The sequence below is a fragment of the Enterobacter sp. SGAir0187 genome, assembly GCF_002952735.2.
Lineage (GTDB): Bacteria > Pseudomonadota > Gammaproteobacteria > Enterobacterales > Enterobacteriaceae > Enterobacter > Enterobacter quasiroggenkampii.
In genome coordinates this window covers 3,154,574-3,181,039 of sequence record NZ_CP025034.2, presented here as the reverse complement: position 1 = coordinate 3,181,039, position 26,466 = coordinate 3,154,574, and the positions used below count along the sequence as shown (strand labels likewise).

29 protein-coding genes are annotated in these 26,466 nt (G+C 56.4%); 15 read left to right on the top strand and 14 right to left on the bottom strand.

Annotation, left to right across the window (positions count from 1 at the left end):
* The first annotated feature begins 2 nt into the window (after positions 1–2).
* The 6 genes from gatZ to CWR52_RS15300 all read left to right on the top strand — a co-directional run bounded on the left by gatZ (position 3) and on the right by CWR52_RS15300 (position 5,414).
* Positions 3–1,274 carry a tagatose-bisphosphate aldolase subunit GatZ gene (gatZ, locus tag CWR52_RS15325; protein WP_104950032.1) on the top strand — a complete coding sequence of 424 codons (1,272 nt, stop codon included), beginning with the start codon at positions 3–5 and terminating at the stop codon, positions 1,272–1,274.
* Positions 1,275–1,287: 13 nt separating this feature from the next.
* Positions 1,288–1,755, top strand: coding sequence for a PTS galactitol transporter subunit IIA (gatA, locus tag CWR52_RS15320; protein ID WP_104950031.1), 468 nt, complete (start codon positions 1,288–1,290; stop codon positions 1,753–1,755).
* 28 nt (positions 1,756–1,783) lie between these two features.
* On the top strand, positions 1,784–2,068 hold the full coding sequence (gatB, locus tag CWR52_RS15315) for a PTS galactitol transporter subunit IIB (protein ID WP_104950030.1): 285 nt from the start codon (positions 1,784–1,786) through the stop codon (positions 2,066–2,068).
* 4 nt (positions 2,069–2,072) lie between these two features.
* On the top strand, positions 2,073–3,446 hold the full coding sequence (locus tag CWR52_RS15310) for a galactitol-specific PTS transporter subunit IIC (RefSeq protein WP_104950029.1): 1,374 nt from the start codon (positions 2,073–2,075) through the stop codon (positions 3,444–3,446).
* Positions 3,447–3,486: 40 nt separating this feature from the next.
* Positions 3,487–4,530: a galactitol-1-phosphate 5-dehydrogenase gene (gatD, locus tag CWR52_RS15305; RefSeq protein WP_104950028.1), complete on the top strand. Its 1,044-nt coding sequence runs from the start codon at positions 3,487–3,489 to the stop codon at positions 4,528–4,530.
* A gap of 110 nt (positions 4,531–4,640) precedes the next feature.
* Positions 4,641–5,414, top strand: coding sequence for a DeoR/GlpR family DNA-binding transcription regulator (locus tag CWR52_RS15300; protein WP_104950027.1), 774 nt, complete (start codon positions 4,641–4,643; stop codon positions 5,412–5,414).
* 136 nt (positions 5,415–5,550) lie between these two features.
* Here CWR52_RS15300 and rsmI read toward each other — a convergent pair whose 3' ends face one another.
* Positions 5,551–6,414: a 16S rRNA (cytidine(1402)-2'-O)-methyltransferase gene (gene rsmI / locus CWR52_RS15295; protein WP_104950026.1), complete on the bottom strand. Its 864-nt coding sequence runs from the start codon at positions 6,412–6,414 to the stop codon at positions 5,551–5,553.
* A 61-nt stretch (positions 6,415–6,475) separates the two neighbouring features.
* Between rsmI and CWR52_RS15285 the strand changes: the two genes are divergently transcribed.
* Genes CWR52_RS15285 through dolP form a run of 4 tightly spaced genes read left to right on the top strand, consistent with a single transcriptional unit; the run spans position 6,476 to position 10,200 of the window.
* Positions 6,476–8,650 (top strand): penicillin-binding protein activator, encoded by a 2,175-nt coding sequence (locus CWR52_RS15285; protein WP_104950025.1) that lies wholly within the window; start codon positions 6,476–6,478, stop codon positions 8,648–8,650.
* Complete coding sequence (locus CWR52_RS15280; RefSeq protein ID WP_104950024.1) at positions 8,608–9,003, top strand: YraN family protein; 396 nt, start codon at positions 8,608–8,610, stop codon at positions 9,001–9,003. The genes CWR52_RS15285 and CWR52_RS15280 overlap by 43 nt, the downstream gene beginning before the upstream one ends.
* A 21-nt stretch (positions 9,004–9,024) precedes the next feature.
* The gene (gene diaA / locus CWR52_RS15275) at positions 9,025–9,615 is read left to right on the top strand and encodes a DnaA initiator-associating protein DiaA (protein ID WP_003861754.1); all 591 of its coding nucleotides are present in this window, start codon (positions 9,025–9,027) and stop codon (positions 9,613–9,615) included.
* Positions 9,616–9,624: 9 nt separating this feature from the next.
* Positions 9,625–10,200 (top strand): division/outer membrane stress-associated lipid-binding lipoprotein, encoded by a 576-nt coding sequence (dolP, locus tag CWR52_RS15270; RefSeq protein WP_024906379.1) that lies wholly within the window; start codon positions 9,625–9,627, stop codon positions 10,198–10,200.
* Positions 10,201–10,250: 50 nt separating this feature from the next.
* Here the strand turns inward: dolP and CWR52_RS15265 are convergent, their stop codons facing one another.
* Both CWR52_RS15265 and CWR52_RS15260 read right to left on the bottom strand, forming a co-directional pair.
* The gene (locus CWR52_RS15265; RefSeq protein WP_104950023.1) at positions 10,251–11,288 is read right to left on the bottom strand and encodes a permease; all 1,038 of its coding nucleotides are present in this window, start codon (positions 11,286–11,288) and stop codon (positions 10,251–10,253) included.
* 39 nt (positions 11,289–11,327) lie between these two features.
* Positions 11,328–11,972, bottom strand: a complete 645-nt coding sequence (locus CWR52_RS15260) for an NAD(P)H-binding protein (RefSeq protein ID WP_045910091.1) — start codon at positions 11,970–11,972, stop codon at positions 11,328–11,330.
* Positions 11,973–12,100: 128 nt separating this feature from the next.
* Here CWR52_RS15260 and CWR52_RS15255 point away from each other — a divergent pair, with 128 nt between their 5' ends.
* Positions 12,101–12,619 (top strand): type 1 glutamine amidotransferase domain-containing protein, encoded by a 519-nt coding sequence (locus CWR52_RS15255; protein ID WP_023333577.1) that lies wholly within the window; start codon positions 12,101–12,103, stop codon positions 12,617–12,619.
* On the opposite strand, the gene CWR52_RS15250 is transcribed toward CWR52_RS15255, so the two are convergent.
* The gene (locus tag CWR52_RS15250; RefSeq protein ID WP_104950022.1) at positions 12,599–13,033 is read right to left on the bottom strand and encodes a YhbP family protein; all 435 of its coding nucleotides are present in this window, start codon (positions 13,031–13,033) and stop codon (positions 12,599–12,601) included. The genes CWR52_RS15255 and CWR52_RS15250 overlap by 21 nt on opposite strands.
* 14 nt (positions 13,034–13,047) lie before the next feature.
* On the opposite strand from CWR52_RS15250, the gene CWR52_RS15245 reads away from it, so the two are divergent.
* The gene (locus CWR52_RS15245; protein WP_008501484.1) at positions 13,048–13,377 is read left to right on the top strand and encodes a GIY-YIG nuclease family protein; all 330 of its coding nucleotides are present in this window, start codon (positions 13,048–13,050) and stop codon (positions 13,375–13,377) included.
* On the opposite strand, the gene CWR52_RS15240 is transcribed toward CWR52_RS15245, so the two are convergent.
* Together CWR52_RS15240 and ubiT are read right to left on the bottom strand one after the other, a co-directional pair.
* Positions 13,364–13,867 carry a GNAT family N-acetyltransferase gene (locus CWR52_RS15240; RefSeq protein WP_045910092.1) on the bottom strand — a complete coding sequence of 168 codons (504 nt, stop codon included), beginning with the start codon at positions 13,865–13,867 and terminating at the stop codon, positions 13,364–13,366. The genes CWR52_RS15245 and CWR52_RS15240 overlap by 14 nt on opposite strands.
* Complete coding sequence (ubiT, locus tag CWR52_RS15235; protein ID WP_045910093.1) at positions 13,861–14,385, bottom strand: ubiquinone anaerobic biosynthesis accessory factor UbiT; 525 nt, start codon at positions 14,383–14,385, stop codon at positions 13,861–13,863. The genes CWR52_RS15240 and ubiT overlap by 7 nt, the downstream gene beginning before the upstream one ends.
* 211 nt (positions 14,386–14,596) lie before the next feature.
* Here ubiT and ubiU point away from each other — a divergent pair, with 211 nt between their 5' ends.
* From ubiU to CWR52_RS15220, 3 genes are all read left to right on the top strand, one after another.
* The gene (ubiU, locus tag CWR52_RS15230) at positions 14,597–15,592 is read left to right on the top strand and encodes a ubiquinone anaerobic biosynthesis protein UbiU (RefSeq protein WP_021242249.1); all 996 of its coding nucleotides are present in this window, start codon (positions 14,597–14,599) and stop codon (positions 15,590–15,592) included.
* A gap of 7 nt (positions 15,593–15,599) precedes the next feature.
* The gene (locus CWR52_RS15225; protein ID WP_104950021.1) at positions 15,600–16,478 is read left to right on the top strand and encodes a U32 family peptidase; all 879 of its coding nucleotides are present in this window, start codon (positions 15,600–15,602) and stop codon (positions 16,476–16,478) included.
* A 78-nt stretch (positions 16,479–16,556) separates the two neighbouring features.
* Complete coding sequence (locus CWR52_RS15220) at positions 16,557–17,564, top strand: luciferase-like monooxygenase (RefSeq protein WP_104950020.1); 1,008 nt, start codon at positions 16,557–16,559, stop codon at positions 17,562–17,564.
* A gap of 85 nt (positions 17,565–17,649) precedes the next feature.
* On the opposite strand, the gene mtr is transcribed toward CWR52_RS15220, so the two are convergent.
* The 8 genes from mtr to rbfA all read right to left on the bottom strand — a co-directional run bounded on the left by mtr (position 17,650) and on the right by rbfA (position 26,265).
* Positions 17,650–18,894, bottom strand: coding sequence for a tryptophan permease (mtr, locus tag CWR52_RS15215; protein ID WP_045371451.1), 1,245 nt, complete (start codon positions 18,892–18,894; stop codon positions 17,650–17,652).
* Positions 18,895–19,036: 142 nt separating this feature from the next.
* On the bottom strand, positions 19,037–20,932 hold the full coding sequence (locus CWR52_RS15210; protein ID WP_048028855.1) for a DEAD/DEAH family ATP-dependent RNA helicase: 1,896 nt from the start codon (positions 20,930–20,932) through the stop codon (positions 19,037–19,039).
* Positions 20,925–21,005, bottom strand: a complete 81-nt coding sequence (gene yrbN / locus CWR52_RS23590; RefSeq protein WP_100122156.1) for a protein YrbN — start codon at positions 21,003–21,005, stop codon at positions 20,925–20,927. The genes CWR52_RS15210 and yrbN overlap by 8 nt, the downstream gene beginning before the upstream one ends.
* Before the next feature lie 107 nt (positions 21,006–21,112).
* On the bottom strand, positions 21,113–21,997 hold the full coding sequence (nlpI, locus tag CWR52_RS15200) for a lipoprotein NlpI (RefSeq protein WP_008501476.1): 885 nt from the start codon (positions 21,995–21,997) through the stop codon (positions 21,113–21,115).
* Between the two features lie 108 nt (positions 21,998–22,105).
* The gene (pnp, locus tag CWR52_RS15195) at positions 22,106–24,244 is read right to left on the bottom strand and encodes a polyribonucleotide nucleotidyltransferase (protein ID WP_008501475.1); all 2,139 of its coding nucleotides are present in this window, start codon (positions 24,242–24,244) and stop codon (positions 22,106–22,108) included.
* A gap of 242 nt (positions 24,245–24,486) precedes the next feature.
* On the bottom strand, positions 24,487–24,756 hold the full coding sequence (gene rpsO / locus CWR52_RS15190; RefSeq protein ID WP_003861789.1) for a 30S ribosomal protein S15: 270 nt from the start codon (positions 24,754–24,756) through the stop codon (positions 24,487–24,489).
* Between the two features lie 154 nt (positions 24,757–24,910).
* Positions 24,911–25,861: a tRNA pseudouridine(55) synthase TruB gene (gene truB / locus CWR52_RS15185; protein ID WP_104950019.1), complete on the bottom strand. Its 951-nt coding sequence runs from the start codon at positions 25,859–25,861 to the stop codon at positions 24,911–24,913.
* On the bottom strand, positions 25,861–26,265 hold the full coding sequence (gene rbfA, locus CWR52_RS15180) for a 30S ribosome-binding factor RbfA (RefSeq protein WP_003024988.1): 405 nt from the start codon (positions 26,263–26,265) through the stop codon (positions 25,861–25,863). Before rbfA ends, truB begins: the two co-directional genes overlap by 1 nt.
* Positions 26,266–26,466: the final 201 nt, after the last annotated feature.

The window sequence follows — 26,466 nt, the reverse complement described above, 5'->3', positions numbered from 1 at the left end:
ATGTGAAAGATATTATTGCCCGCCATAAGGCGGGAGAGCATCTCGGTATTTGTTCTGTCTGTTCAGCGCACCCGCTGGTTATCGAAGCCGCATTACGGTTCGATCTGCATACCGACAACAAGGTACTAATTGAAGCTACTTCAAATCAGGTGAACCAGTTCGGCGGTTACACCGGTATGAAACCCGCTGATTTCCGTGATTTTGTTCTGAAGATCGCTAAAGAGGTGGGCTTTCCGCATGAACGTTTGATCCTGGGTGGCGATCATCTGGGGCCAAACTGCTGGCAAAACGAACCCGCAGACGCGGCGATGGAGAAATCCATTGCATTGATCAAAGCCTATGTCGCGGCTGGATTTAGCAAGATACACCTGGACGCCTCAATGTCTTGTGCCGACGATCCTACCCCACTCTCGCCATGGATGGTGGCACAACGTGCGGCCCGACTGTGCAAAGCGGCAGAAGAGACGGCCACTGAAGAACAAAAAGCGGCACTGACCTATGTGATTGGTACTGAGGTTCCCGTTCCCGGCGGAGAAGCCAGCAGCATTAACAACGTTCATGTCACCCGTGTGGAAGATGCCGCGCAGACGCTGGAAACGCATCGTGAGGCCTTTGCTGCGCTCGGTCTGAACGAGGCTATGACGCGTGTGATTGCGATAGTCGTGCAACCCGGCGTGGAGTTCGACCATACGCAAATTATTCACTACCAGCCGCACGCGGCAGAGGCCCTTTCCGGCTGGATCCGCCAGACACCCATGGTCTATGAGGCGCACTCAACCGACTACCAGACTCGCCAAGCCTATCGTGCTTTGGTTCGCGATCACTTCGCGATCTTAAAAGTCGGCCCGGCGCTTACCTTTGCCCTGCGAGAAGCCATCTTTGCACTCGCACAAATGGAGAAGGCCCTCATCGCCCCTGAACAACGCAGCCATGTGCTTGACGTGATCGACGAAGTCATGCTGAACGAGCCGGATTACTGGAAGAAGTACTACCGTCCCACCTGGAGTCAGGCAATGATGGATATTCACTTTAGCCTGTCCGATCGCATTCGCTACTACTGGCCGCATCCGCGCATTCGTCAAAGCGTTGAGAAATTAATCGCTAATCTGAGCGCTATCTCCTTGCCTCTGGGGCTGGTCAGCCAGTTTATCCCCGTCCAGTTCGAACGATTGTCGATGAATGAGATCGCCGCAACACCGCAAAATCTCATCATCGACAAAATACAGGATGTATTACGCGCCTATCGATTTGGCTGCACCCCTGAACCCGTCTGATGCCGGAGAGTGTATGAGTCACGTTTTTGTCCGTACCGGAATTGTGTTTGAAACCTGCCAGCAGGCGCTGGCGCATATTGGCGAGGAGATGCTGGCTAACGGTGTTGTACACGCCACCTACCCTGCCGCCCTTCTGGAAAGGGAGATGAACTACCCCACCGGCATTGCCCTTGAACGCCATGCGGTCGCTATTCCGCACTGCGAAGCCGTACATGCGAAACACCCCGCGATTTACCTGATTCGTCCGGACAAACCGGTGCATTTTCAGCAGGCCGATGATGATGGCGAGGTCGCCGTCTCACTCATCATCGCGTTAATCGTTGAAAACCCTGCGGCGCAAATGAAATTGCTGCGCCGCCTTTTCAGTGAGCTACAAAACCCGGATACGCTGGACATGCTGCTGGCTGCGCCCGCAGAGCGCCTGGCCGATCGTTTCCGGGAGACGATCCTTGAGCCTGTCGTCTGTGCCCAGGCTTCATAACATACTGATAATAAAAAAGGAGTGCCCTATGAAACGCAAAGTTATTGTTGCCTGCGGCGGCGCTGTCGCCACCTCAACCATGGCAGCAGAAGAGATAAAAGATCTGTGTGAAGCACACCACATTGAGCTGGATCTGGTCCAGTGCAGGGTGACTGAAATCGAAACCTATATGGACGGTGCAGACCTGATTTGTACCACGGCGAAAGTTGACAGAGCCTTTGGCGACATCCCGGTGGTGCATGGCATGCCGTTTGTATCCGGCGTCGGCATCGAAGCCCTGCAGCAAAAAATTCTGACCATCCTCGAGGGGTAAGAACATGTTTACCGAAATCATGCGGTACATCCTCGATCTGGGGCCAACCGTAATGCTGCCAATCGTCATCATCATCTTCTCTAAGCTATTAGGGATGAAGCTCGGCGATTGCTTTAAATCCGGCCTGCATATAGGCATCGGCTTCGTCGGAATCGGACTGGTTATCGGCCTGATGCTTGACTCCATCGGCCCGGCGGCCAAAGCGATGGCTGAACAGTTCCAGATTAACCTGCACGTGGTGGACGTCGGCTGGCCGGGTTCATCCCCAATGACCTGGGCATCACAGATTGCACTTATTGCTATCCCTGTTGCCATTGGCGTTAACGTTGTCATGCTGGTGACGCGGATGACCCGGGTAGTGAACGTCGATATCTGGAACATCTGGCACATGACCTTCACCGGTGCGATGCTGCACCTGGCAACCGGCTCTTACTGGCTGGGGATCCTGGGCGTTGTGGTGCACGCAGCCTTTGTTTACAAGCTTGGAGACTGGTTTGCCAAAGACACCCGGGACTTTTTCGGTCTGGACGGGATTGCCATCCCTCACGGTTCGTCAGCTTATCTCGGCCCGATCGCCGTTCTGGTCGATACGATTATCGATAAAATCCCAGGCCTGAAGCGTATCCATTTTAGCGCTGACGATGTGCAAAAACGCTTTGGCCCGTTTGGCGAACCGGTCACGGTTGGGTTTGTGATGGGTCTGGCTATTGGCATGCTGGCTGGCTATGACGCTAAATCTGTTCTCCAACTGGCCGTGAAAACCGCCGCAGTGATGCTGCTGATGCCGCGCGTCATCAAACCAATCATGGATGGCCTGACGCCGATTGCTAAACATGCACGTAAACGTCTGCAGGCAAAGTTTGGCGGACAGGAGTTCTTAATCGGTCTCGATCCAGCACTCCTGCTGGGCCATACGTCCGTCGTCTCCGCCAGCCTGATTTTCATCCCGCTTACCATCCTGATTGCTGTTCTGGTGCCGGGCAACCAGGTGCTGCCGTTCGGTGACCTTGCCACCATTGGTTTCTTTGTGGCAATGGCGGTCGCGGTGCATCAGGGCAACCTGTTCCGCACGCTTATCTCTGGCGTCATCATCATGGGCATTACGCTGTGGATTGCGACCCAGACCATCGGCCTGCACACCCAGCTTGCGCAAAATGCTGGCGCGTTGAAAGCTGGCGGGCTGGTGGCCTCCATGGACCAGGGCGGTTCACCCGTCACATGGCTGCTCATCCAGCTGTTCACCTGGAAAAACGTGGTGGGGTTCATCGTGATTGGTGCAATTTACGTCACCGGCATCCTGCTCACCTGGCGACGTGCCCGTGTGTTTAACGCGGCAGAAAAGAACGCCGCTACCCCGCAAAGCCAGACGGTGTCTTGATATCCGGGGAGCCATGCTCCCCTCTTTTTCTGGAGTGAATATGAAATCAGTGGTAATTCACGCTGAGGGCAACGTGCGCGTTGAAGAACGTCCAATCCCTCACATTCAGGCTGCGGATGATGTGCGGGTGCGCATTGCCTGCTCAGGACTATGTGGCTCCGATATCCCGCGAATTTTTGCCGGAGGGGCACATTATTATCCCATCACCCTGGGACATGAATTTAGCGGTCATGTCGAAGCCTGTGGTGCCGAAGTGCACGACCTCAAGGCAGGCGATCCGGTTGCCTGCGTGCCATTACTGCCCTGCTTCTCCTGTCCGGCGTGCGAAAAAGGCTACTACTCGCTCTGCAAGCAGTATCAGTTTGTCGGCTCTCGTAGCGAAGGCGGTAACGCGGAATATATCGTGGTGAAGCGCGCAAACCTGTTCCGCCTTCCTGCAGAGATGGCAATTGAAGATGGCGCATTTATTGAGCCCATAACCGTAGGGCTACACGCGTTTCATCTCGCTTCCGGCTGCGAGGGCAAGAACGTCATCATTGTAGGCGCAGGAACGATCGGCCTGCTGGCGATGCAGTGTGCGCTGGCATTAGGCGCCAACAGTGCTACCGCTGTTGACATCAACGACGATAAGCTCGCGCTGGCAACAGCGCTGGGGGCAACTCAGGTGTTTAATAGCCGCTCTCTGGCCGCAGAGGACATCTTCAACGCCTTGAGCGACAACCCGTTTGATCAGTTGGTTCTTGAGACTGCTGGCACACCGCAAACCGTTACGCTCGCCATTGATATCTCAGGGCCGCGCGCCCAGGTCGCTCTGGTGGGTACGCTGCATCACGACCTGAACTTACCTGCGGCGACATTTGGCAAGATACTGCGTAAGGAGTTGACGCTTCTGGGAAGCTGGATGAATTATTCGGCCCCGTGGCCGGGTGAAGAATGGGAAACCGCGGCGCGCCTTCTCACAGAGAAAAAACTACAGCTAAAGCCCCTTATTGCTCATACCGGCAATTGCGATAGCTTTGCTCAGGCCGTGCAAGGACTCAACGGTGCGCCAATGCAGGGCAAAATCATGCTGCGCTTCGCGTAGTGCTTCGAGCCAGCAACCTGAGCTGGCTCACATTTCCTTTCGAATATTACCGTACACCTTTCGCATACCTTCGATTAGAATAGAGGCAGTTAATTATCAGGCATTTCAATATGAACTCATTTGAGCGACGTAATAAAATCGTTGACCTCGTCAACGCTCAGGGCAGTGTCATGGTGCTGGATCTGTCGAATATGTTTGGCATTTCAGAAGTAACGATTCGAACAGATCTGCGCCTGCTGGAAGAGAAAGGATTGGTCACGCGTTTTCACGGTGGCGCAGCAAGACCCGGCAGCAGCCTGGCGGAAAGCGAAAATCAGGAAGTGGTACTGGAGGATCGTTATCAGCTGGCGAGCGACCCGAAAAAGCGGATCGCACAGGCTGCAGCGGCCATGATTGAAGAAGGGATGACGATCATTCTCGATAGCGGTAGCACCACCATGCTCATCGCCGAAGCACTCACCAAAAAAGCCAATATCACCGTCATTACCAACAGCCTGCCTGCCGCGTTTGCCCTCTCGGAAAATAAAGATATTACGCTCGTGGTCTGCGGCGGTACCGTGCGCCATAAAACGCACTCTATGCATGGCACCATCGCCGAGCGCTCTTTGACCGGGATAAGCGCGGATCTGATGTTTGTCGGCGCGGACGGTATTGATGCCACCAACGGCATTACAACGTTCAATGAAGGCTATTCGATCAGCAGCGTGATGGCGGCTGCCGCACATAAGGTGATTGCCGTGCTGGACGCAAGCAAATTCAATCGCCGCGGGTTCAACCAGGTCCTGCCGATGGAAAAAATAGACTGTGTGATTACGGATGATGGGATCGGAAAGCACGAAAAAGAACAGTTGGGTAAAACGGGTACCGAGGTCATTACAGTTTAGCGAACGACGCAGGTCAGCGTATGACATGAGCAATTTGCTTTTCCGACATTTATACCGACATTTATACCGACATTTTATAAAGTTGTAGGCCGGGTAAGGCGTAGCCGCCACCCGGCAAAAACGGGCAGGAGATGCCTTACTCCCCCTGCTGCTCCAGCGCATATTTATACAGCGCATTTTTCTTCACGCCGTGGATCTCTGCCGCTAATGCCGCCGCTTTCTTCAGCGGCAGTTCCGCCTGCAGCAGCGCCAGCGTGCGCAGGGCGTCGGCAGGCAGCGCGTCTTCCTGCGCTTTATGTCCTTCGACGATCAGCACCATTTCACCCTTGCGGCGATTTTCGTCTTCCTTCACCCACGCCAGCAGTTCACCTACCGGTGCTCCGTTGATGGTTTCCCAGGTTTTGGTCAGCTCGCGCGCCAGCACCACGTAGCGGCCTTCCCCCCAGACGGTCACCATATCTTCCAGGCTCTCCAGCAGGCGGTGCGTGGATTCGTAGAAAATCAGGGTGCGCGGTTCCGCTTCCAGGTCTTTTAAGACGTCGCGGCGGCCTTTGGATTTAGCGGGCAGGAAGCCTTCATAGCAGAAACGGTCAGACGGCAGACCTGCGGCGCTTAACGCAGCAATCGCGGCGCACGGTCCCGGCAGGGGTACCACGCGAATACCGGCTTCGCGACAGGTACGCACCAGGTGATAGCCCGGATCGTTGATCAGCGGCGTACCGGCATCGGAGACCAGGGCAATGTTTTGCCCCTCTTTCAGTTTGGCCACCAGCGTTTCGGCTTTTTGTTGCTCATTGTGATCGTGCAGAGCAAACAAACGGGCGTTAATCGCGAAATGTTGCAGCAGTAAGCCGGTATGGCGGGTGTCTTCAGCAGCAATTAAATCAACAGCTTGCAGTACGGTCAGCGCACGTTGGGTAATATCAGACAAATTCCCGATAGGAGTAGGTACAATATAAAGCTGGCCTTGAGAATTATCTGCCGTTTCGTGTTGTTTCATTGTTTCGTCCGTATTGCCGATTTAATATTGAGCATTGCGTAAAAAAATCACTGGATACAGTATGGTACCGTTAACGTTTCTTCGAAAAAAAGCCACGCGCAGCGTGCCGCTTCTGCTGGCAGCCCTGATCTTTGCAGGCTGTGGCACCCAGGCACCTGACCAGAGCACCGCCCATCTCCAGGGTTCTGCTCAGGCTGATTCTGGCTTTTATCTGCAACAAATGTCGCAGAGTTCAAATGATACCAAGACCAACTGGCAATTACTCGCCATTCGTGCACTGCTGAAAGAGGGCAAAACCCAGCAGGCTGCCGAGCTGTTCGGCCAACTGCCGAAAGAGCTTAACGATACTCAGCAACTTGAGCAGAGCCTGCTCTCTGCCGAGCTGAAGGTCGCGCAGAAAGATTATGATGGCGCGAAAAAGATCCTGGGGAGCATCGACCTGAGCGCGCTAGATAAAAACCAGCAGGCGCGCTTCTGGCAGGCGGGCATTACCGCTGAGCAGGGGCGCCCTTCCCTGACACTCCTGCGTGCCTTGATTGCCCAGGAGCCGCTGCTCGCCGGTGCCGACAAGCAGAAAAACATTGATGCCACCTGGCAGGCGCTTGCCTCGATGACCCAGGATCAGGCAAAGGCGCTGGTCATTAACGCGGACGAAAACGTGCTTCAGGGCTGGCTGGATCTGCAGCAGATGTGGTTTAACAACCGCAGCGATCCTAAGATGTTGAAAGCCGGCATTACGGACTGGCAGACGCGCTACCCACAAAACCCGGGCGCGAAAATGCTGCCAACCCAGCTGGTGAACGTGCAGAACTTTAAGCCAGCGTCCACCAGCAAAATCGCCCTGCTTCTGCCGCTCAATGGCCAGGCGGCGGTGTTTGGACGCACCATTCAGCAGGGCTTTGAAGCGGCGAAAAACGGCACGACGTCGGTCACCGGCAGCGCCGTTCCCGCACAGGCGGCCCAGGCGGCTAACGTGAATGATGTTGTCAGCCCATCCGCCGCAGAGACCAGCGACCTGACCACGGCGCAAACGCCAGCGCAGGGCACGATGCAAAACCCGGTGACGGCTCCGACGACGCCGCCAGCGACAGCGGCACCGTCTACTACAGCACCTGCGACCCAGGCTCCGGCCGAGACGCAAGCGGCGCCAGCCGCTGCTCCAGCGCCTGCCACAACAGCAGAACAGCCTCAACAGCAGCCTGAACAGCCGACTGCTCAACCTGCCGCGCAGCCGCAGGCCGTGGCAACCACCAGCGCCAACCCGGGCGCTGAATTGAAAATCTACGATACCAGTTCGCAGCCGCTGGACCAGGTTCTGGCGCAGGTTCAACAGGACGGGGCGAGCATCGTTGTCGGTCCGCTGCTGAAAAACAACGTGGAAGAGCTGATGAAGAGCAATACCACGCTGAACGTGCTGGCGCTCAACCAGCCAGAGCAGGTTCAGAACCGGGCCAATATCTGCTACTTCGCGCTCTCTCCGGAAGATGAAGCCCGCGACGCGGCGCGTCATATTCACGAGCAGGGTAAGCAGGCGCCGCTGTTGCTCATCCCACGCAGCGCGTTGGGCGATCGCGTGGCTAATGCCTTTGCCGATGAGTGGCAGAAGCTGGGCGGCGGCGTGGTACTGCAGCAGAAATTCGGTTCCGTCTCTGAACTGCGCGCGGGCGTCAACGGTGGGGCGGGTATCGCGCTTAACGGTAGCCCGGTCACCGCGAGCCTGCCACAGCAGCAGGGCGTGACGATTGGCGGCCTGACGATCCCTGCCCCACCTACCGACGCGCAGATTAGCGGTGGCGGTAAAGTGGATGCGGCCTATATCGTTGCCACACCGCAGGAGATCGCCTTTATCAAACCGATGATTGCAATGCGTAACGGCAGCCAGAGCGGCGCAACGCTCTACGCCAGCTCCCGCAGCGCACAGGGCACCGCAGGCCCGGATTTCCGTCTGGAAATGGACGGTCTGCAGTACAGCGAAATCCCGATGCTGGCCGGCAGCAATCCATCCCTGATGCAGCAGGCGCTGAGCGCGGTGCGTAACGATTACTCTCTGGCGCGTCTGTATGCGATGGGGGTTGATGCGTGGGCGCTGGCGAACCACTTTACCCAGATGCGTCAGGTGCCGGGCTTCGAGCTTAACGGCAACACCGGCGATCTGACCGCCACTCAGGATTGTGTGATTAACAGGAAGTTATCATGGCTCAAATATCAGCAGGGGCAGATCGTCCCGGCCAGTTAAGCCGTAAACAGACCGGCGATGCGTGGGAGTTAAAGGCGCGTCGCTGGCTTGAAGGCAAAGGACTGCATTTCATCGACGCTAACGTCCGCGGGCGTGGCGGCGAAATCGACCTGATCATGAAAGACGGTCAGGTCATCGTGTTTGTAGAAGTGCGCTTTCGACAGTCCTCCCGTTTTGGCGGTGCTGCCGCCAGCGTGACGCTCGCCAAACAACATAAATTATTACAGACTGCCCACTTGTGGCTTGCCCGGCATAATGGGAGTTTTGATACTGTGGATTGCCGGTTCGATGTGATAGCCTTCACCGGAAATGAGATCGAATGGCTTAAAAACGCTTTTGGCGAAGACGCATAATTAAGATTTAAAAGGGATAACGTGCTCGAAAGAATTAAAGTGTGCTTCACAGAAAGCATCCAGACTCAGATTGCCGCGGCGGAAGCCCTTCCGGATGCTATCTCGCGTGCCGCAATGACGCTGGTGCAATCCCTGCTAAACGGCAACAAAATCCTCTGTTGTGGCAACGGCACGTCAGCCGCCAACGCACAGCATTTTGCTGCCAGCATGATCAATCGCTTTGAAACAGAACGCCCGAGTTTACCTGCCATTGCACTTAATACCGATAATGTGGTCTTAACGGCGATTGCTAACGATCGTCTGCATGACGAAATTTACGCAAAGCAGGTGCGAGCCCTGGGTCACGCCGGAGATGTGCTGCTGGCCATCTCCACGCGCGGGAATAGCCGGGACATTGTCAAAGCCGTTGAAGCCGCCGTCACCCGCGACATGACCATCGTGGCCTTAACCGGCTATGACGGGGGTGAGCTGGCGGGTCTGCTTGGGCCGCAGGATGTGGAAATCCGCATTCCGTCTCACCGGAGCGCACGCATACAGGAGATGCATATGCTCACGGTAAACTGCTTATGTGACTTGATCGATAACACGCTTTTCCCTCACCAGGATGATTAAGGAGTTCTTATGAAGGCTTTATCGACCCTCGCAGTCCTTATGTCTGCATTACTGCTTCAGGGATGTATCGCAGCGGCCGTTGTGGGTACCGCCGCAGTAGGCACCAAAGCGGCAACCGATCCGCGCTCTGTGGGGACACAGGTGGATGACGGTACGCTGGAGCTGCGCGTCAACAGTGCGCTGTCTAAAGATGAACAGATCAAGAAAGAGGCGCGTATCAACGTGACGGCTTACCAGGGCAAAGTGCTGCTGGCAGGCCAGGCGCCGAATATGGAACTCGCCTCGCGTGCGAAACAGATTGCGATGGGCGTTGAAGGGACCACAGAGGTGTTTAACGAAGTGCGTCAGGGCAAGCCAATTGGCCTGGGTGATGCCTCTTCCGATACCTGGATCACCACCAAAGTGCGTTCTCAGCTGCTGGGTTCGGACCAGGTGAAATCCTCCAACGTGAAGGTGACGACGGAAAACGGTGAAGTGTTCCTGCTCGGTCTGGTGACCGACCGTGAAGGGAAAGCGGCGGCCGATATTGCCAGCCGGGTGAGCGGCGTGAAGCACGTCACCACCGCGTTTACTTACATTAAGTAAGCCACACCTGACTGTAGGCCCGGTAAGCGCTAGCGCCACCGGGCTTTTTTTTACAGCAACGCAATACTCCCCACCATCACCCCACTCAACGCCACCAGCCCCGCGGTCAGCCACAGCGCTTTCGCCGGGAACGACTTACGCAGCATAATCAGCGACGGCAGGCTGATCGCCGGCAGCGTAATCAGCAGCGCCAGCGCCGGCGCGGTACCCATACCGGCCAGCATCATGGTCTGAACAATGGGAATTTCTGCGGCTGTAGGGATCACAAACAGACAGCCTGCAACGGCCATCGCAATGACCCACATCAGCGTGTTGTCGATAGCGCCATCCGCATGCGGGAAGAGCCAGACGCGCGCCGCCCCCAGAACCAGTACCGCCAGGATATAGACCGGGATGGTGCTCCAGAAAAGTTGCCATAGCGCCCTGCCCCAGCGCGCAAAGAAGCCACCCTGCGGCTCGCTGACGTCCAGCTCAACGGCAGCGGGTTCTGCAGCAGTATCCTTCACCAGTTTTTGCACCAGCGTCGCCACCACCAGCACGGTCAGCAGTCCGGCGACCAGACGGATGAACGCGAAATGCCAGCCCAGCACAAAGCCCATAAACACCAGCGTCGCCGGATTGAGCAGCGGGTTGCCCATCCAGAACGCCAGTGCGCCGCCCATCGACACGCGCTGGCGGCGCATCCCTGCCGCCACGGGGGCAGCACAGCAGGAGCACATCATGCCCGGCAGGGAGAAGATCGTTCCCAGCAGCGTGCCCTGAAAGCGCGGCTGTCCGAGGGTTTTCACCAGCCAGTTGCGCGGGATCAGCACCTGAATCAGTGAGCCCAGGATCACGCCCAGGACAGCAGCCTTCCAGACGGCAAGGAAGTAGACCATGGCATAGTCCCACGCCGCCTGAAGCGGGCTGGCATCCGCCTGAGCGAGAATAGATTTACCGATGCTGTGCGTTTCGGCGGCGGTGAAGGCTTTGCCGTAGTACGGCTGCCATTTCACGTACCAGAGGCCAATAATGACCACGAGAAAGAAGAGTGCGGGCTTCCACCATTGAACAGGTGTTGCCGCCTGAGATGAAGACTGACCAGTCATAGCATTCCCCGGAGAGTATGAGTAATTAGCCGGGGGAGTTTACGCCTCGCCCTGCGCGATTTCACGCAGTTTTGCCGAAGGGATAATGTTTACGCCCGCTTTTGACGGGGCCAGTCCCTCTTTTAACATCGCCCGCGCGACGTCCCGCGCCTCGATGGCTTTCCAGTTGCCGGGCAGGATCCGAAACAGCGGGGCCAGGATCGACTCGTTAAAGCGGCGCTCGTCGCGGTGGCCGATCAGCATTGAGGGGCGCACAATCGTCAGCTGCTCCCATTTCTGCGCAATCAGCGCATCCTCCATCTTGCCCTTCACCTTGTTGTAGAAGAAAGGCGATCCGGCACTGGCGCCCAGCGCGCTAACCACCAGAAAATGTCTGGCCCCCAGCTTTTTCGCCGTAAGCGCGGTGTCCACCACCAGCGTATAGTCGGCGTGGATAAATGCCTCTTTGCTCCCCGCCTCCCGCCGCGTGGTACCCAGGCAGCAAAAGGCGATATCAATGGGATCCTGCACCTGCGCCAGCGCGTCCGTCAACTGAGGATCGTGCGGATTAAAGACGCCGGAGATGTCCGCCAGCGGTCGACGCGTCGGGGCGGCGATGTAGTTCACGCGGCGATCCTGAATCAGCAGCCGCAGCAGATGATCGCCCACTAGCCCGGTAGCCCCGGTAATCAGTACCTGACTCATCGTATCCCCTTTACAGAATTGTCCGTTTGCGAACTCAGCGTCGTCGACCACACTTAGAAGTCTGTTACAGGTAAGTATTTACCACAAGCGGAGAAAAATCAGTCTGAAGCCAAAACAACGGAGGAAGCATGGGCAAGAAAATCGCAGTCTTGATTACCGACGAGTTTGAAGATTCAGAATTCACCTCTCCTGCAGAGGCGTTCCGCAAGGCGGGACATGAGGTCATCACCATCGAGAAAGAAGCGGGCAAAACGGTGACAGGTCATAAGGGCGAGGCGACCGTAACCATTGATGAGACCATCGATAACGTTAGCCCCTCCGATTTTGACGCACTGCTGTTACCCGGCGGCCATTCACCGGATTCCCTGCGCGGAGACGAGCGCTTCGTGACCTTCACCCGGGACTTTGTCTCTACCGGCAAACCGGTCTTTGCCATCTGTCACGGCCCGCAGCTGCTCATCAGCGCGGAGGTTGTCCGCGGGCGTAAGCTCACGGCGGTGAAACCGATCGTTATCGATCTGAAAAATGCGGGCGCCGAATTTTACGATCAGGAGGTGGTCAACGACAAAGACCAGCTGATCACCAGCCGCACCCCGGACGATCTTCCGGCGTTTAACCGCGAAGCGCTACGCCTGCTCGGCGCGTAGCCAGTACAGCTTCTTGCCAAAGCCCAGGGTGTTGTCGGTAAATTTCAGCTCATCGAGGCGGATTTCCCACACCGGGGCTTTTAGCGCAGCGGCAACCGGAAAGCGGCGCGTGTAGAGCTTACGACGCGCGTCGCTCTCTTCTCCGTCCAGACGACGGATTTCCCCTTTAAACTGTACCCCACGGATCAGCGCGACCGTTTTCGGCTGGCCATTCACCGTGCCCGCGACCTTCGCCTGCTGGCCGGTCATCTGCGCATGACGCGTTTTGTCTTCACTCATGACATAAAACGCGACGCGCTCCGGATCGTAGTAGTAAAACGCGTTTGCGCACCACATCTCACCCTCGCTGTAGACGCACCAGGTGACGACGTGCTGCTTCGCCAGCCAGCGGTTGATGGCTGCCAGTGTTTCCATTTTCGTTCTCTCTCATGCTATGGTGCGTTCACCTTAACATACTGAATCTGTTTACCGTGTGCTGGTTTCTCTATCTTGTCCGAACCGCTGATAACGCACTCTACACCGGGATAACCACCGATGTGGCGCGGCGTTTTTTACAACATCAAACGGGGAAAGGGGCAAAAGCGCTGCGGGGGAAAGGGGAGTTACAGCTTGCCTTTTCGGCGCCCGTCGGTGACCGATCGCTGGCGCTCAGGCTGGAATACCGCATCAAACAGCTGACGAAGCGCCAGAAAGAGCGCCTCGTGACCGGAGACGGCTCCTTTGAGGCGCTACGCGAGAGCCTGATTAAAAGCGATTGAAATGGTCGTGGTACTCGACCAGGCCATTGACGCCGTTGAGCGCATCGTCCGCCAGACGGTGTACCTGGAACGCGGATTCCGTACCCGGCCAGCGGCAGCGCAGATCGTAATGCGCGGCCTGCTCGAAGCCTAAACGGCCATAGAACGCCGGATCGCCCAGCGCAACAACGGCCGCATAACCGAACTCATTGAGCGAATCCAGCCCTTCATAGACCAGCTGACGCGCCAACCCCTGCCCGCGATAGTTTTCATCCACCGCCAGCGGCGCCATACCGACCCACTGCAGCTCTTCGCCCTGAACGGTGACCGGACTGAAGGCAACATAGCCCACCACCTGACCTTCGTCATCGGTGGCGACCAGCCCCAGCGTAATCAGACCGTCTTCGCGGAGATCGTGGACCAGCTGGGCTTCGGCATCGCTCGCGAAAGCACGGCGCAGCAGCGCATCGATCCCCGGCGCATCAATCCCTATTTCGACTCGAATCAGCATGGCTCACCTACTGAAGTGTGTTTACTGTCCGGCGGGGCTTTCAGCCCGGCCTCAACGAAATCTGCCATTTGCATCAACATCACGCGCAGCGCTTTCGGCATCTGCTCCAGCTCAATGGCATCCATTAAATTCTTCACGTACAGGCCCAGCTCCGTGTCGCCTTCAATCACCAGACGACGCTGGAAGAAGAGCGTATCCGGATCCTGTTTACGCGCGGCGATCATCAGCAGATCGCTGGCGTTGGCGCTAAAACTCACGTCCGCCTCGGCGGTTTCGCGGACGATCAGCTGGTCATTCTCAACGGAGGTAAACCAGCGCAGCCCGATGTCACGCACTTCAATGCTTAACCAGCGGCCTTCCAGGAATTCCAGCTCGCCATCCTGCAGCGCCTGGCGGAACTGCCAGCTCAGGACCTGCTCCAGCACCTGACGTTTAAGCGCGAACGGCGCCAGCTTGACCGGCACGCTCAGCATTGATGGGCCAAATTGTACGAGACGTGAACGCAGTTTATCCAGCACGAGCTTTACTCCCTGATATCTATAGTCCTGCTATTTTGCCATATCCGACGCACAACATAGCGGCGTAAATCAACAAACCGTCATCCGGACAACCTCATTATTGGTGCCATCAATACGCCATTAGCTGCCTTAAATCAAAAATTGTCGCCTATGGGTTAATTAAAATCCCAGCTCGTTAACATTTTTGCGATCGACAACATCAGGATAAATTATGGAGCTGCTCTGCCCTGCCGGAAACCTTCCGGCGCTTAAGGCGGCCATCGAAAATGGGGCCGATGCGGTCTATATCGGGCTAAAAGATGACACCAATGCCCGCCATTTTGCTGGCCTTAACTTTACGGAGAAAAAGCTTCAGGAAGCCGTTAACTTCGTTCACCAGCACCGCCGCAAGCTGCATATCGCCATCAATACCTTTGCTCACCCTGACGGGTACGCCCGCTGGCAGCGCGCGGTGGATATGGCGGCACAGCTGGGTGCCGATGCGCTGATCCTGGCCGACCTCGCCATGCTTGAGTATGCGGCAGAACGCTATCCCCATATTGAGCGCCACGTCTCTGTTCAGGCATCTGCCACCAACGAAGAGGCCGTGCGTTTTTATCACCGAAACTTTGACGTGGCCCGCGTGGTGCTGCCGCGCGTGCTCTCTATCCATCAGGTTAAGCAACTCGCACGCGTCACGCCAGTGCCGCTGGAAGTTTTTGCCTTTGGCAGTCTGTGCATTATGGCCGAAGGCCGTTGCTATCTTTCCTCGTATCTGACCGGCGAGTCGCCTAATACCGTCGGGGCCTGCTCCCCTGCCCGCTTTGTCCGCTGGCAGCAAACGCCGCAGGGGCTGGAATCCCGCCTGAATGAGGTGCTGATCGACCGCTATCAGGACGGTGAAAACGCCGGTTATCCCACCCTGTGTAAAGGCCGCTATCTGGTCGACGGCGAGCGTTACCACGCCCTGGAAGAGCCCACCAGCCTCAACACGCTGGAGCTGCTGCCGGAACTGCTGGCGGCCAATATTGCCTCGGTGAAAATCGAAGGTCGCCAGCGTAGCCCGGCCTACGTGAGCCAGGTGGCGAAAGTGTGGCGTCAGGCCATCGACCGCTGCATGGCGGACCCGCAGAACTACGCTCCGCAGCAGGCCTGGATGGAGACGCTCGGATCGATGTCCGAAGGCACGCAAACCACGCTGGGCGCGTATCACCGTAAATGGCAGTGAGAAAATCATGAAATATTCATTAGGGCCGGTGCTTTACTACTGGCCAAAAGAGACGCTGGAAGATTTTTACCAACAGGCCGCCACCAGCAGCGCCGATGTGATTTACCTCGGCGAGGCGGTGTGCAGCAAGCGCCGCGCCACCAAAGTGGGCGACTGGCTGGAGATGGCGAAAAGCCTGGCCGGCAGCGGCAAGCAGGTCGTGCTCTCCACCCTCGCGCTGGTGCAGGCCTCTTCTGAACTGGGCGAGCTGAAACGCTACGTAGAGAACGGCGAGTTCCTGCTGGAAGCGAGCGATCTCGGCGTGGTGAACATGTGCGCTGAACGCAGGCTGCCGTTTGTCGCGGGCCATGCCCTGAACAGCTACAACGCCGTGACCCTGCGCCTGCTGCTCAAACAGGGCATGACGCGCTGGTGCATGCCGGTTGAACTCTCCCGCGACTGGCTGGCAAACCTGCTCACGCAGTGCGAAGAGCTGGGCATTCGCAACAAGTTTGAAGTGGAAGTGCTGAGCTACGGGCATCTGCCGCTGGCCTATTCCGCCCGCTGCTTTACCGCGCGCTCGGAAGACCGTCCGAAAGACGAGTGCGAAACCTGCTGCATTAAGTACCCGAACGGGCGCAGCATGCTGTCGCAGGAGAACCAGCAGGTGTTTGTTCTCAACGGTATTCAGACCATGAGCGGCTATGTCTATAACCTCGGCAACGAGCTGGCGTCGATGGACGGGCTGGTAGATATGGTGCGCCTGTCGCCGCTCGATGCCGGCGTGTTCGCGATGCTGGACGCCTTCCGCGCTAACGAAAACGGTGCCGCTCCGCTGCCGCTGACGGCGAACAGCGACTGTAACGGCTACTGGAAGCGTCTGGCCGGGCTGGAACTTCAGGCCTAAAAAAGGCTCACTTTGTTAACAACGGTTATCATTTTTTAATGCAGTATTAAAGATTCACCGTCGACAAAGTGAGCTGTTATGACTGACAAAACCCTTCCGTTTTCGGTGCTGGATCTGGCGCCGATCCCACAAGGCTCCTCGGCGAGAGAAGCCTTTTCGCACTCTCTGGATCTGGCTCAGCTGGCCGAAAAGCGTGGCTATCACCGCTACTGGCTGGCCGAACACCACAACATGGTGGGCATTGCCAGCGCCGCCACCTCGGTACTGATTGGTTATCTGGCGGCAAATACCACCACGCTGCACCTGGGCTCCGGCGGCGTGATGCTGCCGAACCACGCCCCGCTGGTGATCGCCGAGCAGTTCGGCACGCTGAATACCCTCTATCCGGGCCGTATCGATTTAGGGCTTGGCCGTGCGCCGGGCAGCGATCAGCCGACCATGCGCGCCCTGCGTCGCCATATGAGCGGCGATATTGATAACTTCCCACGCGACGTGGCCGAACTGGTGGACTGGTTCGACGCGCGTGACCCGAACCCGCACGTGCGCCCGGTACCGGGTTACGGCGAGAAGATCCCGGTATGGCTGTTGGGATCAAGCCTCTACAGCGCACAGCTGGCCGCACAGCTGGGGCTGCCGTTTGCGTTTGCCTCGCACTTCGCGCCGGATATGCTGCATCAGGCGCTGCATCTTTACCGTACGCACTTCAAACCGTCCGAGCGTCTGGAGAAACCGTACGCGATGGTGTGTATCAACATCATTGCTGCCGACAGCAATCGCGACGCGGAATTCCTGTTCACCTCCATGCAGCAGGCGTTTATGAAGCTGCGTCGCGGGGAGACGGGCCAGCTTCCGCCGCCGGTGGAGAATATGCATCAGCTGTGGTCAGCTTCAGAGCAGTATGGCGTTCAGCAGGCGCTGAGCATGTCGCTGGTAGGCGATAAAGCGAAAGTGCGTCACGGGCTGGAGGCGGTACTGCGTGAAACGCAGGCGGATGAAATTATGGTTAACGGCCAGATTTTCGATCACCAGGCGCGTTTACATTCGTTTGATTTAGCGATGCAGGTGAAAGAGGAGTTGGTGGGGTAGTTTTTTGCCAGGTGGCGCTTCGCTTACCTGGCCTACGGGGACGCGTAGGCCGGATAAGGCGTAGCCGCCATCCGGCACAAAATATTTACTGGTACACAGGCAACAGATTAAAACTCGACAGCACGTGGACCAGTGCGTTACCAACCCCAAACACCAGAATCAGCGCAATCATCGGCTTACCGCCCCAGACGCGGAATTTCGGGCTACCGAAGCGTTTACGTGATTTACGCGCCAGCAGCGCGGGCACTATTGCCGCCCAGATGGTTGCCGCCAGTCCGGCATAGCCGATGGCGTACAGGAAGCCGTTCGGCCACAGCAGGCCGCCCACAATCGGCGGCAGGAAGGTCAGCAGCGCGGTTTTGAAGCGCCCCATCGCAGAATCATCAAAGCCAAACAGATCCGCCAGGTAGTCAAACAGGCCCAGGGTTACGCCGAGGAAAGAGCTCGCCACCGCAAAGTTAGAGAAGATAACCAGCAGCAGATCCAGGCTGCGGCTGTTCAGCACGCCGCTCAGCGCCTGCACCAGCACGTCAATGTTACCGCCCTTCTGCGCAATACCGATAAATTCCGGGCGCGGGATGTTGCCCATCGTTCCGAGCAGCCAGATGACGTACAGCGCCAGCGCCAGCAGCGTGCCGTAGACCAGACACTTCACAATGGTGCGCGGATCTTTGCCGTAGTACTTCATCAGGCTCGGCACGTTGCCGTGGTAGCCGAACGACGCCAGACAGAACGGCAGCGTCATCAGCAGGTACGGCGTGTAGGAGGTATTCACTTCGGCAACGTTAAACAGCGTAGCGGGCGTCACGTGCCCCAGCAGGCTGCCGAAGGTCAGGAAGAAGGTGATGACCTTCGCGCCCAGTACGATTGCCGTCATCCGGCTTACCGCTTTGGTACTCATCCAGACGATAAACGCCACGCCCAACGCAAAGCATAGCCCGGCCAGACGTGCCGGAACGTTCAGCGACATCTCAGAGAAGGTGTGATGCAGAATCGAACCGCTCGCCGAAATATATGCGTAGGTCAGGATATAAAGCACAAAGGCAATGGACAGACCGTTCACCAGGTTCCAGCCTTTGCCCAGCAGGTCTTTGGTAATGGTGTCGAAGCTCGCGCCAATGCGGTAGTTCAGGTTGGCTTCGAGGATCATCAGCCCGGAATGAAGCATACAGAACCAGGTAAAGACCAGCGCGGCCAGCGACCAGAAGAACCACGCACCGGACATGACCACGGGCAGGGAGAACATCCCGGCACCTATAATGGTTCCGCCGATGATCACCACGCCGCCAAGCAGCGAGGGTGACGTTTGGGTGGTGGTTAGTGTCGCCATACAGCCTTTTCTCCAGTCAATCATGCGGTTCTGCATTTTAATGTGACGCACTGTACCAGTACAAGAGTACAAAGGGAATAAAAAAAGCCCCGATAGCATGTATCGGGGCTGTATATTTTACTTTACGTCAGAAGCGTAAGGCTTACGCGTCACCGAAACGACGGCGGCTGGTGCCTTCTTCACGACGCGGGCCACGGCTTTCGCGGCGCTCGCCGGAGAAACGACGACCTTCACCACCGCGACCTTCGCTGCGACCGCCTTCACGACGCTCGCCGCCGAAACCGCGACCACCGCCACGACGTTCGCCGCCACGGTCAGGACGTGGCTGTGCATCGCCCAGCAGCTGCATGTTCATCGGCTTGTTCAGGATGCGGGTACGCGTAAAGTGCTGCAGCACTTCGCCCGGCATGCCTTTTGGCAGCTCGATGGTAGAGTGGGATGCGAACAGCTTGATGTTACCGATGTAACGGCTGCTGATGTCGCCTTCGTTAGCGATCGCGCCAACGATGTGACGAACTTCAACGCCATCATCACGGCCCACTTCAATGCGGTACAGTTCCATGTCACCTGCGTCGCGACGTTCACGACGTGGACGGTCTTCACCACCACGCTCTGGACGGTCACCACGTGGGCCACGATCGTTACGGTCGCCACGACGTTCGAAGCGATCGTCACGGTCACGGAATTCACGCTTAGGACGCATCGGCGCATCTGGTGGCACGATCAGGCTACGTTCGCCCTGAGCCATTTTCAGCAGTGCTGCAGCCAGGGTTTCCATATCCAGCTCTTCGCCTTCAGCAACAGGCTGAATCTGCGACAGCAGCGCACGGTACTGATCCAGATCGCTGCTTTCCAGCTGCTGCTGTACTTTGGCGGCGAATTTTTCCAGACGGCGTTTGCCCAGCAGCTCTGCGTTTGGCAGGTCCGCTTCTGGAATAGTCAGCTTCATGGTACGTTCGATGTTGCGCAGCAGACGACGCTCGCGGTTCTCAACGAACAGCAGCGCACGGCCAGCACGACCCGCACGACCGGTACGGCCGATACGGTGAACGTAAGACTCGGAATCCATCGGGATGTCGTAGTTAACAACCAGGCTGATACGCTCAACGTCCAGACCACGTGCTGCCACGTCGGTTGCAATCAGGATATCCAGACGACCGTCTTTCAGACGCTCCAGAGTCTGCTCACGCAGGGCCTGGTTCATGTCACCGTTCAGCGCTGCGCTGTTATAGCCGCTACGCTCCAGGGCTTCAGCCACTTCCAGGGTCGCGTTTTTGGTACGAACGAAGATAATCGCCGCATCAAAATCTTCCGCTTCCAGGAAACGTACCAGCGCTTCGTTTTTACGCATGCCGTACACAGACCAGTAGCTCTGGCTGATGTCCGGGCGAGTGGTTACGCTGGACTGAATACGCACTTCCTGCGGCTCTTTCATGAAGCGGCGGGTAATGCGACGGATAGCTTCCGGCATGGTTGCAGAGAACAGCGCGGTCTGATGACCGTCCGGGATCTGCGCCATGATGGTTTCAACGTCTTCGATGAAGCCCATACGCAGCATTTCATCTGCTTCATCCAGTACCAGACCGCTCAGTTTAGAGAGATCCAGGGTACCGCGCTTCAGGTGATCCAGCAGACGGCCCGGCGTACCGACAACAATCTGTGGGCCCTGGCGCAGGGCGCGTAACTGCACGTCATAACGCTGGCCGCCGTACAGGGCAACCACGTTTACGCCGCGCATATGTTTAGAGAATTCCGTCATGGCTTCTGCAACCTGAACAGCCAGTTCACGGGTTGGAGCCAGAACGAGGATCTGCGGTGCACGCAGGTCCGGATCAATGTTGTTCAGCAGCGGCAGCGAGAACGCTGCAGTTTTACCGCTACCAGTCTGGGCCATGCCCAGCACGTCACGACCAGAAAGCAGGTGTGGGATACACTCAGCCTGGATCGGAGATGGTTTTTCGTAACCCAGATCGTTAAGGGCTTCAAGGATAGGAGCCTTCAGGCCCAGATCTGCAAAAGTGGTTTCGAATTCAGCCATGTAGTACGAGTGCCTCAATGTCAATGGCGGCCAGTCTACTTAGCTCATCGTGAAAATGATTAGCAATTTTCATTGAAAAGTGTGAACCGGCTCAAAGTAGGTGTATTGACGAACAACAACGCCCTCACCAGTTAAGGTGATGGCAATCAAAAGATTACGGGCTGATGTTTATGTCGTCAGCTATTGCTGGTCCGATTCTGCCAGGTCGTCTTGCTCCTGGCCCAAGAGCGATAATTCCAACAATGCATAACGGTGCTCAACGAAGTTGTGTACGTTGTTAGCAACCGCTAATTTGAACAGTGCCGTAGCGCTGTCCTTATCCCCCAGACTTAGGTAGTACTTACCTAAATAGAAGTTGGTTTCACTGAGATGCTCAGCGAGCGAGGTGTTATCCGTTGCGTCCGCCTTGAGGCGTTCCATCAGCGTTGCTTCGCTAATGTTGCCCAGGTAGAACTCGACAATGTTCCATCCCCACTGTTCCTTGTCCGATTTATCGAAGCGCTGTTTCAGTGCCTCTTTTGCCTGCTTCTCATCGAGCTTCCGCTCAACGATGTAAAGCCACAGGCTACGGAAAGGATCATTAGGATCGTCTTGATAAAACGCCAGCAGATCATCTTGCGCTAACTTGTCACGACCGCCGTAATACAATGCGATACCGCGATTCAAGTGCGCGTAGTTGTAAGTTGGATCAAGCTCAAGTACAGAATCAAACGCTTCATAGGCAGCATCAAAATTGCCTGCCTGCGTTAAATAAATGCCTAAGTAATTGAATACTTCAGGCATATCAGGTCGGATAGCCAGCGCTTGTGAAAAATCATTTCGCGCCAATGCCCTCAGACCGAGACTATCATACAACACTCCGCGCTCATATAAAAGCTGTGCGCGTTCGTCATCGGTTAAAGCCCGACTGGCAAGTATTTGTTCCATGCGTGCCAGGATCACTTCCTGCTGCAAAGTCGGTTGCAATGGCACTGCGAGGACTTCGCTCTTACGCCAGGCAGAGTTGCTGCATCCTGCCAGCGTTAAAGCTGTCGCAACGAAACACCAGCGCAAAAAAGGCTTCATTTCCCACTCCCGAAGACAACTATTGGATGAACGTCCTGTCCCCCGGCGGCTTAACAAGGCGTCCTGCCTGATAATAGGCCCTCCGCAAAGCGGAGGGCAAATGGCAACTTACTCGCCTTGCTGTTCTGCGGCCTGTGCTTCTGGCGCAGCAGCTGGCTGAGACTGCTCGGTTGCTTCTTTAATGCTCAGACGGATACGGCCCTGGCGATCAACTTCCAGAACTTTAACCGGTACTTCCTGACCCATCTGCAGGTAATCGGTCACTTTCTCAACGCGCTTGTCAGCGATCTGAGAGATGTGAACCAGACCTTCTTTACCGCCACCGATGGCAACGAACGCGCCAAAGTCAACGATACGGGTCACTTTACCTGCATAGACGCGGCCCACTTCGATTTCTGCAGTGATTTCTTCGATGCGACGGATCGCGAATTTCGCTTTCTCGCCGTCGGTTGCTGCGATCTTCACAGTACCGTCATCTTCGATTTCGATGGTGGTGCCAGTCTCTTCGGTCAGCGCACGGATTACGGAACCGCCCTTACCGATAACATCTTTGATCTTGTCTGGATTGATCTTGATGGTGTGAATACGCGGTGCGAATTCAGAGATATCACCGCGTGGCGCGTTGATAGCCTGTTCCATCACGCCCAGGATGTGCAGACGCGCACCTTTAGCCTGGTTCAGAGCAACCTGCATGATCTCTTTGGTGATACCTTCAATTTTGATATCCATCTGCAGCGCAGAGATACCGTCGCGGGAACCCGCCACTTTGAAGTCCATATCGCCCAGGTGGTCTTCGTCGCCCAGAATGTCAGACAGAACAACATAGTTGTCGCCTTCTTTCACCAGGCCCATTGCGATACCCGCAACGGCGGCTTTGATTGGCACGCCTGCATCCATAAGCGCCAGAGAGGCACCGCACACGGAAGCCATGGAAGAAGAACCGTTAGATTCGGTGATTTCAGACACCACACGTACGGTGTACGGGAATTTGTCTGCTTCTGGCATCACTGCCAGCACGCCGCGCTTCGCCAGACGACCGTGACCAATTTCACGACGCTTCGGCGAGCCAACCATACCGGTTTCACCTACGGAGTACGGAGGGAAGTTGTAGTGGAACAGGAAGCTGTCAGTGCGCTCGCCCATCAGTTCGTCGATGATCTGTGCGTCACGTGCCGTACCCAAGGTCGCGGTAACCAGCGCCTGCGTTTCGCCACGGGTGAACAGCGCGGAACCGTGAGTACGTGGCAGCACGCCAGTACGCACATCCAGACCACGGATCATGTCTTTTTCACGGCCATCGATACGCGGCTCGCCAGCCAGAACGCGGCTACGAACAACGTTTTTCTCAATGGCGTGCAGGATTTCGCCAATTTCGTTAGCGTCCAGCGTTTCGTCTTCGGCAACCAGGGTCGCGGTTACTTCAGATTTGATCACATCAACCTGAGCGTAACGCTCCTGTTTGTCAGTGATGCGGTACGCATCGCTCAGACGAGATTCTGCCAGAGCTGCAACGCGTGCATTCAGCGCGTCGTTTGCTGCTTCTGGCTGCCAGTCCCAACGTGGTTTACCGGCTTCTTTCACCAGATCGTTGATGTTCTGGATAACAACCTGCTGCTGGTCATGGCCGAAGACCACAGCACCCAGCATCTGGTCTTCGCTCAGCAGTTCAGCTTCGGATTCAACCATCAGCACAGCGGCTTCAGTACCCGCAACCACCAGGTCCAGCTTACTTTCTTTCAGCTCTTCCTGAGTTGGGTTCAGTACGTACTGGTCGTTGATGTAACCGACGCGCGCGGCACCGATTGGGCCATTGAATGGAATACCAGACAGTGACAGGGCAGCGGACGCACCGATCATCGCCACGATGTCCGGGTTAACCTGTGGGTTAACGGAAACAACGGTCGCGATAACCTGTACTTCGTTAACGAAGCCTTCCGGGAACAGCGGACGAACCGGGCGGTCAATCAGACGCGCGATCAGGGTTTCGCCTTCGCTTGGACGGCCTTCACGACGGAAGAAGCCACCCGGGATTTTACCGGCAGCGTAGGTACGCTCCTGGTAGTTAACGGTCAGCGGGAAGAAGTCCTGACCTGGTTTAGCTTTTTTCTGGCCAACAACGGTAACGAATACCGCGGTGTCATCCATGCTTACCATAACGGCAGCAGTAGCCTGACGTGCCATCATGCCGGTTTCCAGCGTGACGGTATGTTGACCATACTGGAATTTACGAACGATCGGATTCAGCAAAGTTCTGTCCTTTCTTAAATGTTTGACAGCACACCACCGGTGTGCTGTCGATTTGACCCGACCTTCTTCGCATCCTCGCGACTAATGACAACCAACACCCCCCTGGGTGAAGCCTCTCATTAGCCGCGCGAACCTCTGCAATGAAGATCATTTATAGCAACAATACAATAGTTTCCAGTGAATTGCTGCCGTCTGCTTGAAAAAAGGGGCCATCAGGCCCCCTTTTCTGAAACTCGCAAGACTTAGCGACGCAGACCCAGACGCTCGATCAGCGCGGTGTAGCGTGCAACATCTTTACGTTTCAGGTAGTCGAGCAGTTTACGACGCTGAGAAACCATACGCAGCAGACCACGACGGCTGTGGTGATCTTTTTTGTGCTCTGCAAAGTGACCCTGCAGGTGGTTAATCTGTGCAGTCAGCAGTGCAACCTGAACTTCGGTAGAACCGCTGTCGTTAGTACCACGACCAAACTCAGAAACGATTTTAGCTTTAGCTTCAACGCTTAGAGACATTTTCAAACTCCAAAGTATAAAGAATGTAAGGATGCCGATCTCTAATTCAGCAATCCCATGTACGCCCCGCAGATTGTTAAACAATTTACCAGGCGTTAAGCGGCGATATTCTACTCGTCTCCCCTGCTTATCGCAAGGTGAGCCGTTATCACCGTCAGGCGTCGACCGGATATTCGACGACCAGACGACGCGGCGCAACACGCCCTTCGCCATCCATTTCGCCCATGCCGATGAATTTCCCTTCGTCACCTTCAGTCACGCGTACCAGGCCTTCCAGCGGCGCTTCTGACGTACGAACCGGGTTGCCGTTCTTAAAGTAAACGGACGATGTTAAAGGAAGATTAACAACCGGGAAGTCCGCAGCCGGACTGTCCATCGGCATCAGCAATGGATCCAGCAAATCTGCCGGCGCGATCCCCTGCGCTTCAGCCTGTTCAACCAGTTCGCGCAGCTGTTCCAGGGTCACCATCCGCTCCACCGGGTACTTGCTCACCGCCAGACGACGCAGGTAAATCACATGCGCGCCGCAGCCCAGCTTTTCACCGAGATCGTCGATGATGGTGCGAATATAGGTCCCTTTCGAACAGTGCACTTCCAGCTCCAGCTCATCGCCTTCGTGGCGAATAAAGAGCAGCTCATACACGGTTATCGGACGGGCTTCACGCGGGACCTCAATGCCCTGGCGCGCATATTCGTAGAGCTTCTTGCCCTGATATTTCAGCGCCGAATACATCGACGGAACCTGCATCGTGTCGCCACGGAAGCTTTCCAGCGCCGCATCAAGCTGCTCTGCACTGAACGTCACCGGACGCTCCTCCACGACCTGGCCATCCGCGTCGGAGGTATCCGTGCGCTGACCCAGCTTAGCGATAACGCGGTAACGCTTATCGGAGTCGAGCAGGTACTGGGAAAACTTTGTCGCCTCTCCCAGACAGACCGGCAGCATGCCGGTTGCCAGCGGGTCGAGCGCGCCGGTGTGGCCCGCTCGATTGGCGTTATAAATACGCTTAACTTTCTGCAGCACGTCGTTGCTGGAAGCGCCCTGGGGTTTATCCAGCAGCAGCACACCATGCACGTCGCGACCACGACGACGAGGACGACTCATCAGTCCTCCTTGCTGTCGTCCGCCGGGTTAACACGACGCTCATCGTCATGTTTAACCACGCTGGTCACCAGGTTGGACATACGCATACCTTCGACCAGCGAGTTGTCGTAGAAGAAGGTCAGTTCAGGCACGATACGCAGGCGCATCGCCTTACCGAGCAGAGAGCGGATGAAACCAGACGCTTCCTGCAGCGCTTTGATGCCGTTTTTCACTGCGGCTTCGTCCTGATCGTTCAGGAAGGTGACGAACACTTTGGCATAGGCCAGGTCACGGGACATTTCCACACCGGAAACGGTGGTCATCATGCCGACGCGTGGGTCTTTAATTTCACGTTGCAGAATGAGTGCGATCTCTTTCTGCATTTCCTGCGCTACGCGCTGAGGGCGACCAAATTCTTTCGCCATAATAAATTCTCCAGACAAAAAAGGGGCTAAAAGCCCCTTTTAAAATTATTGCCGGGTGGCGCTTCGCTTACCCGGCCTACGCTAGTTAATCTTCTAACGATTTTGGGTTGCAACAAGGCGGCAAGCTCGTGAATCCCCGGGAGCATAGATAACTATGTGACCGGGGTGAACGAGCGCAGCCAACGCAGTGGCGGCCCAAAA